This window comes from Kitasatospora sp. NPDC048722 (assembly GCF_040650235.1).
In the GTDB taxonomy this organism is placed as follows: Bacteria; Actinomycetota; Actinomycetes; order Streptomycetales; family Streptomycetaceae; genus Kitasatospora.
In genome coordinates this window covers 1-9,119 of sequence record NZ_JBEZGX010000120.1, presented here as the reverse complement: position 1 = coordinate 9,119, position 9,119 = coordinate 1, and the positions used below count along the sequence as shown (strand labels likewise).

The 9,119-nt window shown below is 76.0% G+C and carries 9 protein-coding genes and 1 tRNA gene; 3 read left to right on the top strand and 7 right to left on the bottom strand.

Annotated elements, in window-relative coordinates; genetic code table 11:
• Nucleotides 1-13 precede the first annotated feature (13 nt).
• From AB0C76_RS40645 to AB0C76_RS40635, 3 genes are all read right to left on the bottom strand, one after another.
• Nucleotides 14-87: transfer RNA gene (locus tag AB0C76_RS40645), tRNA-Lys, on the bottom strand.
• A 68-nt stretch (nucleotides 88-155) separates the two neighbouring features.
• Nucleotides 156-710, bottom strand: a complete 555-nt coding sequence (locus AB0C76_RS40640; protein ID WP_359975606.1) for a bifunctional DNA primase/polymerase — start codon at nucleotides 708-710, stop codon at nucleotides 156-158.
• A 152-nt stretch (nucleotides 711-862) separates the two neighbouring features.
• Complete coding sequence (locus AB0C76_RS40635; protein WP_359975603.1) at nucleotides 863-1,237, bottom strand: hypothetical protein; 375 nt, start codon at nucleotides 1,235-1,237, stop codon at nucleotides 863-865.
• A gap of 278 nt (nucleotides 1,238-1,515) precedes the next feature.
• Between AB0C76_RS40635 and AB0C76_RS40630 the strand changes: the two genes are divergently transcribed.
• Nucleotides 1,516-1,818, top strand: coding sequence for a hypothetical protein (locus AB0C76_RS40630; protein ID WP_359975600.1), 303 nt, complete (start codon nucleotides 1,516-1,518; stop codon nucleotides 1,816-1,818).
• Between the two features lie 13 nt (nucleotides 1,819-1,831).
• On the opposite strand, the gene AB0C76_RS40625 is transcribed toward AB0C76_RS40630, so the two are convergent.
• From AB0C76_RS40625 to AB0C76_RS40615, 3 genes are read right to left on the bottom strand one after another with little or no spacing between them, the layout of a single operon-like run.
• Nucleotides 1,832-3,196, bottom strand: a complete 1,365-nt coding sequence (locus AB0C76_RS40625) for an AAA family ATPase (RefSeq protein WP_359975597.1) — start codon at nucleotides 3,194-3,196, stop codon at nucleotides 1,832-1,834.
• Between the two features lie 8 nt (nucleotides 3,197-3,204).
• On the bottom strand, nucleotides 3,205-4,833 hold the full coding sequence (locus AB0C76_RS40620) for a hypothetical protein (RefSeq protein WP_359975594.1): 1,629 nt from the start codon (nucleotides 4,831-4,833) through the stop codon (nucleotides 3,205-3,207).
• Nucleotides 4,834-4,890: 57 nt separating this feature from the next.
• Complete coding sequence (locus AB0C76_RS40615; RefSeq protein WP_359975591.1) at nucleotides 4,891-6,069, bottom strand: hypothetical protein; 1,179 nt, start codon at nucleotides 6,067-6,069, stop codon at nucleotides 4,891-4,893.
• A gap of 302 nt (nucleotides 6,070-6,371) precedes the next feature.
• Between AB0C76_RS40615 and AB0C76_RS40610 the strand changes: the two genes are divergently transcribed.
• Complete coding sequence (locus AB0C76_RS40610) at nucleotides 6,372-7,028, top strand: histidine phosphatase family protein (protein ID WP_359975588.1); 657 nt, start codon at nucleotides 6,372-6,374, stop codon at nucleotides 7,026-7,028.
• A gap of 21 nt (nucleotides 7,029-7,049) precedes the next feature.
• Here the strand turns inward: AB0C76_RS40610 and AB0C76_RS40605 are convergent, their stop codons facing one another.
• Entirely contained in the window at nucleotides 7,050-8,573 is a 1,524-nt protein-coding gene (locus AB0C76_RS40605; protein ID WP_359975585.1) for a tetratricopeptide repeat protein, read from the bottom strand.
• Between the two features lie 349 nt (nucleotides 8,574-8,922).
• Between AB0C76_RS40605 and AB0C76_RS40600 the strand changes: the two genes are divergently transcribed.
• The coding region (locus AB0C76_RS40600; protein ID WP_359975582.1) for a hypothetical protein at nucleotides 8,923-9,119 on the top strand (197 nt) is incomplete at its 3' end.

Below are 9,119 nucleotides of genomic sequence, written 5' to 3'. Positions count from 1 at the left end.
TTCCGGCTGTCTGTGCGCCGCCAGGGACTCGAACCCCGGACCCGCTGATTAAGAGTCAGCTGCTCTAACCAACTGAGCTAGCGGCGCCTGCTGACAGAGAAGACTCTAGCAGCGGCCCCGGTCCGCGCCAAAATCGAATACCGGTCGCGCGCTGTTCATCCCCCGGTCACCGCCGGCCCGGCGGTGACCGCCGCGACCGGCTCGCGCGAGGCCCGGACGCACGCCCACAGCACCACCGAGGCGCCCGGCAGCCACGGCTCCCGGTCCTCCGGCGCGACGATCCACCGGCCCGCGCCCAGCCCGGGGGAGTCCGGGCCGTGCACCATTCGCTGGACCGGCGGCACCGTCACCGTGTCGCCCTTGCCGTGGCAGAGCAGCGGCGGTACGTCCCGGGCCCATTCCTCCCAGGCCAGCAGCCTGCGCAGCCGGGGCGCCGCACCCGGCTGGACGAACAGCAGGGTCCGCCCGCGGTAGGCCGCGACCGGTCCGCAGCCCGGCCCGGAGGCCCACAGCTCGTCCAGCACCCGGCGGCCGAACAGGGACGGCATGCTGATCACGTCGAACGCCCGACCGCACGGAAGCACCGACGCCGCCCACGGGCGGGACTCCCACAGCGCGCGCATGCTGCGCGGGTACTCGCTCGCCGAGGCCAGCCAGGCCTCCCCGGCCACGGTGACGTACTCCACCGACTGATAGGTCCAGATCTCCACGCACAGCAGCGTGCGCGCTGCGCGGGCGCGGGCGGGCGGAAAGGGCCGTTCGCCGGACAGGCCGGCGCACGGCGGCGTACCCTTCCGCCCCGCGCATATGCCAGAGGCGAGTTTTCGGAGCCCCGGCTCCGACCGGTGCGCGGTTTCGGGGCTCAGGCCTCGTGGCGGCGCGGCTGGAGCAGGCCGCGGCCGTACTCGATCATCTTGGTGGCGTAGTCGGGGGTCCAGTCCGCCCGCTGCGCGATGTCGTCCGCCGACAGCGCGTCGAAGCGGCGCGGGTCCGCGAGCTGGGCGGCGGCGACCGCCTGGAAGTCCGTGGCCCGCTCGGCGGCGGCACGGAACGCCAGGGCGAGCTCGGTCGAGCGGCGCAGCAGCTCCGCCGGGTCGTCGATCGACTCCAGGTCGAAGAAGCGTTCCGCCTCCGGCTCGGCCGCCTGCGGCTCGAACAGCAGCTGCGCCGGACGCAGCCGCCGGGCCGGCGCGGACGGACCACCGGAATCGGACGCCATCGCGTGGGAGTCGGGCATGGACGGACACCTCCGGGTGCTCGGTGAGGGGCGGACGGCGGTTGCTCCGGGGCCGCGCCGCCCGGTCGGGCCGCCGTCCATTGTCGCGCGGCGGCGGCCGATGACGGAACGGTGCGCGTGCGGGCGCTATTCCCCCGTGCGCGCCCCCGGCGCGCCCCGGACCCCGCGAGCCGGACACCTTCGGGTGGTCCCCTCCGTGCCGCGGCATCGGGGCGGAGTCCGGGCCGTTGAGCCGGGTGATCCCTTCGTCAACCAACGGAACCCCTACAAGGAGAACCATGCGTGTGCGGAAGGCCTTCCCGGCCCTCGCCCTGCCCCTCGTCCTCGCCTTCGCACCCCCGGCAGCCGCCGCCGAGACCACCGTCGTGGTGACCGGCGTCAAGAGCGCCCCCGGCGGTGGATCGACCGCGACCTGCCCCGCCCACAGCCACCTGACCGGCGGCGGCTACACCTTCGCCCCCGCCGGCCCCGGCGACACCGTCCTGGTCAACGCGCCCGCCCCCGGCGACCCGGGCACCTGGTCGGCCCGCGCCGACCACGGCGTCGTCACCGCGTACGCGCTCTGCGAGACGGAGGACTGACCACCCCCGCGGCTCAGCGCAGTCGCACCCGGTGCCCGGACAGGTGGTGCAGCACCTGGTGGTTCGCCTCCCAGCCGTCCGGGAACCTGACCGAGCCCCCCAACTGCACCGGTTCCGTGGACGGATGCTCGTCCAGCAGCTCGGCGATCCCGGCCCGGGCCACCACGATGCACGCGTGCCGGTGGCGGGAGGCGAGCACACAGAGCCGGCCGGTCTCCAGGTGGAAGGCGGTGGCGTCGGGCCGCCCGGAGAGCGGGTGGAGGACGACGGTGACGTCGTACTCGCGCCCCTGCAGCCGGTTCGCGGTGTCCACGGTGACCGCGGGGCCGGCCGTCCCGTCCACCGGGACGCCCACCTTGAGCAGGGCCGCGCGCACGGCCGCCGCCTGGTCCCGGTGGGCCGTCCCGACCGCGATCCGGTCCGCGGTGAGCGGGGCCTCCCCCTGCTCGGAGTGCGCGCTCAGCCCGCGCTCCAGCAGTCGCCGGACGGTCGCCGCGACGGCCGCCACCGCCTGCGGGTCGGTCCGCACGGTGTGCCGGGCGGGCAGCTCCAGCAGCGCCCAGCCGTGCTCGGCCGCCCGGTCGATCGCCGCGTCCAGCGCCGAGCCGTCCGGGCGGACGGCGGCGGTGAGCCGGCGGTCGTCCGGGCCGGTGCCGGAGCGGAACGGCGTATACGGGTAGAACGCCTCCGAGATCAGCGGCGCCGCGCTGGCCGGCAGCCGCCAGGAGACCGGCAGCCGGTGCGGCTCGATCTGCGGGTTGTGCGCCAGCATCGTGACCACGGCGCTGCTCGACGGGTCGTAGGACAGGCCCGCCCACTGCTCGGTGCCGACCACGGTGAACGGGTCCAGTTGGCCCGGGTCGCCGACGAACAGCGCCCGCTCGAACAGCCGGGCCACCGCGAGCAGCGCGTCCGAACGCATCTGGTACGCCTCGTCGACGATCGCGTGCCGCCACGGCGCCTCGGCCCGCACCCACTGCCACTTGGCGGAGGTGGAGATCACGACGTCGTGCTCGACCAGGTCCGCGACCTTGTCGGACGGCGTGACGTTGGCATGCCGCAGCACCTCCGGGCCCGGCCGGCCGTCGGCGGCGTGCAGCCGGCCGATCGTCAGCTCCGGCGCCTTCTCGGCCAGCCGGCCGACCAGGTCGTCCACCTGGCCGTTGGTCTGGGCGACGATCATCAGTCGCTCGCCCGACCCGACCAGCTCCCGGGCGGCGCGCACCACGAGCGTCGACTTCCCGGCGCCGGGCGGCGAGTCCACCACCACGCCGCGCGGGGCGCCGGCCGGCGGGTGGACGGTCGCGGCCAGGATCCGGGCCACGGCGGCGTCGGCGGCCGCGCCCGGGGCCTGGCCCGCTGAGCTCTGCTCGGTCACGCGCTTGTTCACTCCCAGTCGAAGTCGGCCGCGGGGCCGGGGGAATCGGGTGCGGCGCCGGGCGGGCCGCCGTGCGTCCACGGGGTGTCGTCCGGCTCTGGCAGCGGCGCGGACTGGCGGACGGTCAGCTCGAACAGGGTGAACGTGACCGGCTCACCGGGCTCGGGCACGCTGCCCGGCTCGGGCTCCTTCCTGCGGCCCATCCCGGACAGGATCCGCAGCGTGATCGTGCCCTCCGCGGGGTCGGCCGCGACGATCTCGGCCTTCTGCGCGGAGGGACCTCCCCCCGCCTCCGGCCGGGGGGACCCCCATACCCGGTGCACCTCGCGGCCGAGGTCGGCGTGCGGGCGGTCGTCGGTCCGCACGGTGACCAGCGGGCGCGGCTTGGGGGAGCGGCCGGAGGTGTCGTAGTCCGGGACGACGTCCGTCACCACCCCGGCGAACGCCTCGCCCGCCAGCCGGTGTTCGGCCATCGCGAGCGGATCGTCCAGTGCCTCCTGGACGTCCAGCCTGGCCTGCTCGCGCTCGCGCTGGGCGAGCTTGCGGGCGGCCGTCACCGCGTCGTCCTGCCGGGGCTGCGGGGGCTCGCCGGCCGCCAGGCGGTCCCGGTGGCCGGTGTACGACCAGCGGTCGCCCGTCCAGCGCTCCGCCAGGTGCCCGGCCGGCGGCAGCGAACGCAGCAGGTCGATGCCGCGCCACACGTCGTGCCAGGTGGGCAGCAGCACGGCGGACAGGGCGCCGCGCAACTGCTCGACGGCCCCCCGGACGGCCTCGCGGGCGCGCGCCGCCGCTTGGTCGTCCCGCTGCTCGGTGCTGTGCTGCAGCGCGGAGGCGGCGGCGTCGTACCGGGCGATCGCCGGGCCGAGCACGACGCTGTCGAAGGACGGGTCGGTCGCCGGACCGGCCGGCGGGTGCAGCAGCTGCCCCCGGTCGTCCCGGGCGGACTCGGCCCGCTCGGCCGCCTCGGCCCCGCCGACGCCCTCCGGCGGGAAGTGCCAGGCCAGCCGGGCCGCGAGATGCTGGTCCTCCAGGTGGCTCTGGCCGGTCGCCCAGTGCCGGGCCAGCAGGCCGGTCATCGGGAGCAACAGGCTGGAGCCGGGCACCTGGGCCCGGTCGGTGAGGTGGGTCAGCCAGCGGCCGAGCAGCGGTACCCGCACCGGCGCCGGGTACGGGCCCGGCTCGTCGTCCTCGACCGTGCGGCGGAACCGGGTCGAGCGGCCGATCAGCGCGAGGTGCTGCACGCCCGCGCCGTTCGGCACGATCAGCTGCGGCGCGTCGGCGCACAGCTCGCGGAACACCTGGGTCTTCTCACCGGTCTCGGGGTCCTTCTCGGAGCCCTCGATCTGCTCGACCTCGGCGCCGAAGGACTCGAGGTAGGGCAGGAGGTCGGCGGCCAGCTCGGCCAGGAAGTCGAAGCGCAGCGTCCGGTTGAGCGGCTGCGGCACGAGGTGCAGCCGGGGCGCGTCCCGGTCGGTGCCGAGCAGGACGGCCAGCGGCGCGCCCGCCTCACCGGCGGCGGTCAGCGGGACGAGCACCATCGGCCGGTCGGACAGGTGCCGGTGCCGGACGGTGGCCAGCGGCTCGGCCCGCCCGCTGCGGACGGCCTCCAGCCGGGCGAGGGTGGTCAGCAGACTCATGGGCCCTCGATGATTCGCTCGCTCGTGTGAACGGTCACTTCCCCGGTCACTTCCCGGTCACTTCCCCAGGGCTTCGGCGCGCAGCGCGGCCGCGTACGCGAGCCGCTCCGCCGCCTCGTCCGTGCCGCTGCCGGTGGCGGCGGCCAGCGCCTCCGTCACCGTCCGGATGCTGCCCAGTTCGCCCCGCACGCCGCGGCCCAGCTGCTCGACCCGGTCGCCGCAGCGGGCCTGGGCACGGCAGTGGAAGCCGAGCTCGCAGGTGGACAGGCAGTCCGGGCTGTACGCGGCGGGCACGGCCGCGACCGCACCGGCCAGCTCGTCGCCCGAACGGGCCGGGGCGCCCTCCTCGTCGACCGCGAGGTCGAAGGCGGTGCCCTCCGGCAGCGCCTCCAGTAGCCGGCCGATGCCGGTCATCCGGCTCAACTGGCGCCGGGTGGTGGCGAGTTCGCGGCGGATGTCGACGGCGACCGCGGTCGGCCGGTTGCCGAAGTCCTTCGGGCAGACCAGCAGCACGCTCAGCCGGGGGCTGCCCGGCAGCCGCTGTTCGGCGTACGGGTCCGGCGTGAGCGCCGCGCCGGACCGGGCGGCGGCCGCGTGCTGCAGCGCCAGCACGTACACGGCGGCCTGGCGGGCGGCGGCGCCGACCTTGGCCGGGTCGGCGGCGCCGTCCAGCACCGGGAAGGACTTGATCTCGACCACCGTGCACCGCCCGCCGTGCACCACGACGGCGTCCGGCTCCAGGTAGGCGGTGCTGCCGGCCACGTCGAGCCGCAGCAGCGGGTGGTCGAGCAGCGTCCAGGTGTCCGGGTCGGCGGCGGCCTGCGCCAGCGCCTCGGCCGTCCGGTCCGCGCGCACGGCGGGGCCCGATCGCTGGAGGAGGTCAGGGACGACCAGCGGGGCGCCGCCGTCCGGCGGGAGGCCGAGGTGGCGGCGCAGCGGCTCCAGCAGCGCGGCGTAGCCGTCGGCCTTCAGCCGGGCCTCGAAGATCACGCCGCGGGCGATCGCGAACGGGGACTGCCCGAACGGCGCCGGCCGGCCGAGCCGGGAGGCGAGCACCGCCTTGTCCACCCCGGCCGCGTCCAGGACGGCCCTGCGGTGACAGCCGGGATTGGCGGCGAGCGCGGCGAGGGACCGGGCGTTCAGACTGCGCTGCGGCGCGGGACCGCGCAGTTCGGCGAGCCGTTGGGCGAGCGGCTCAGAGTGCCCACGGGAGGGGGCGTTCGTCGAGACGTTCATGGTGCGGCCCAGTGTCGCATCCGGGTCCGACAATCCGGCGGGGATCACCCCGTTCCGACCCGTTCCGTGTACGGACCGCCTCCGGCGGGGGCCCGGCCCGCTCGTCGGCCCCGTCGTTCCTGGCCCGCGGCGTGCCCGTCCGGCGCCTTCCCGCGCCCTCCCGCCCCCGCCGCCCCGCGCGCCGCCGCTCCGGCCCCTGTTCCCGGCCCGCGTCGTGTCCACCGTCCGGGTGAGGGATCATGGAGCCCGGTGCTCAAGGGTGAGACCGACCGTTGCCGCCGCCCCGTCGCGAGGAGCCCCCCATGCCCGCCCGTATCGTGCTGGTCCGCCACGGCGAGACCGAGTGGTCCGCCACCGGCCGTCACACCGGCCGCACCGACATCCCGCTCACCGAGGACGGCCGCGCGATGGCCCGGGCGCTCGGCGCCCGGCTGGCCGAGGAGCCCTGGAACGGGCTGCGGGACGCGCTCGTCTACACCAGCCCGCTCGGCCGGGCCAAGGAGACCTGCGCGCTGGCCGGCTTCGGCGACCGCGCCGTGGACCGCCCCGAGCTGCTCGAATGGGACTACGGCCAGTACGAGGGCCGCACCGGTGCCGACATCAGGGCCACCGACCACCCGGGCTGGCTGATCTGGCGCGACGGCGTGCCGGGCGGCGAGAAGCTCTCCGAGGTGGCGGCCCGCGTGGACGCCTTCCTGGCCGGCCTCAACGACGAGTACGGCGTCCCGGAGGCGGACACCACCGTCATGCACTGCGCCGACCAGGACGTGGTCCTCTTCGCCCACGGGCACCTGCTCCGGATCCTGACCGCCCGCTGGCTCGGCCTGCCGCCCGAGTTCGCCCAGCGCTTCAAGCTCGGCACGGCGGCCCTGTGCGTCCTGTCCTGGGAGTACGGCGCGCCCGCGGTCGAGGTGTGGAACGACCTCTCCCACCTGGAGGGTCTGGGCACCGGTCACTGACGGACCGCCGGCCGGCTGCGCTCAGGCGGCGGCCGCCACGTCGTACGCGGCCAGGAAGTCACCGACCCCCGGCACCGCGCCGTGCGGCCGCAGCCGTTCCGCGGTGTGCGCGAGCATGCTCCGGATCCGGGCGGAGCGGACATCGCCGAACAGTGCCACGGCGGCCGAGCCGTGGTGCGCGGCGCCCGCGAGGTCGCCCCGGCCGAGCCGGTCGTGGGCGAGCTCGGCGGTGTACAGCACCCGGTTGCGGACGAAGTGCGGTTCCTGGAGCGTTATGGCGAGCCGGGCCTGTTCGCTGGCCCGGTCCCAGTCGCCGAGCGCGGACCAGCACTGGGACTGGAGCCCGGCGATCTCGGCCTCGCCGAAGAAGGACATCCACTCCGGGTCGGCCTCGCAGGGCCCGCGGTCGAACAGCGTGTACGCACGGGCGATCGCGCGCTCGCAGGCGGATCGGTCCTGCAGGAGCGCCCAGCCGCCGGCCTCGCGCATGGCGAGCAGTGCCAGCAGCCGGTCGGAGTCGAGGTGCCGGGCGGCCGCCTGCCCGGCCTGGGCGGCGCGCAGCGCCTCGCGGGGGCGTCCGGCGTCCCGGGCGAGGAAGGCGCTGTTGCAGAAGACGTGCGCCTCCAGGGCGGAGTCGCCGGCCATCCGCGCGGTGGCGAGCGCCTCGGCGTAGAGCGAGCGGGCGTCCGCGAGCCGGTTGGAGTCGTGGGCCAGCCAGCCGACGGAGATGGCGAGTTCGCCGGCCCCGGCCTGCAGCCGGCGCTCCGTCTCGGCGCTGTACTCGCCCTCGTTGAGCAGCACGTAGGCCGTTCTCAGCGACTGCCCCGCCAACTCGAACAGGGTGTCGCCGCCGTGCACGTCGTCGGCGAGCCGGATGTCCCGGACGGCCTGTTCCACGCCCAGCACCTCGGCGGCGCCGACCTTGCGCAGCGGCACCGGGGCGCTGCGGCCGGGCACCAGGGCGTCGGGGGCGGCCGCGGCGGGCCGGTCGAATCCGATCGCGGTGGCCAGGGCGGCCGAGCCGCCGGTCAGGAACGTACGGCGACGCACGTCGTCGTTCTCCTCGTCGAGAAAGCGCGGTCCGGCGGGCCCTCGGGGCACCGCCGCGGAGAGCGGCCACGGGGGGCCGTCCGGGGCGGGCGGATCCGCGTACGGCGAGGCAGCGTACGGGAGTTGGGTGGAGAGTGGCGAGCGCGGGGCGGGCAGGGGCGGGAACGGTGGCTGGAGCGGGGGTGGCGCCTCGCCCCGGGCGCTGTCCGCTGAGCGGCGGCGGACGGAGGTCCTGGGGGCGAAGCCGAGGTCGGTGAGCGATCGGCCCGGCCACATGTGCCGGAACACGCGCTCGTAGGCGTAGTTGGGACAGCGGATCTCGCCGGACTCGACCCGTCCGACGTAGCGGGCGTCGCAGGACACGTGCTCCCCGATCTCGCGGGCGGCGCGGCGCACGGCGGTGGCGAACTCGCCGGGTGAACGGTCGCCGCGCAGCGCGCGCATCACGGTGTTGGGCGACGGGCGGGTCGGCTCGGCCGGTGGGGTGGCTGCCATGGTGCGCTCCGTGGAGGTGCGGGGGCGGTGTCCGGGTGCTCCGAACGGATCACCGCGGCCCGCCACCGACAGTACCGGGAGTCACCGGTCGGCCACAGCGCGTTCCCGTCCGATGTGTGGTCAATTCGGAATAAAACGGGCGTAGTTGCCGAGATCCGCCATGAAATGCCATGCCTTGCTGTAAGGCGCCCCGTGGCCTGCGACGCGGTTGCGGCGTTGTCCTGGTACGTGGAACCCAGGCCGCCGCCCCCGGCCCCGCCGCCCGCTCCGGCGACACCCCCACCTCCCCGGACCACCCGGGGCCTCCCGGCGGCCCGGCTTCCGATCCGACGAGGTGACAGGAGCGCCCATGATGGCCACCGGACTGCCGCAGTACCGACCTGCCGTCGGAGGTGTGCTCGCCGGCGCCGTCCCCGCCCTGCTCCCCGATCCCGACGACGACAGGATCCCCGGCCGGGGACCGGTCGAGGGCGGCCGCGCCCCCTGCGGCGGCCAAGGCGCAGGCCCGTGCCCGGCTGCACTACGCGATGCCGGGGGAGACCCCGT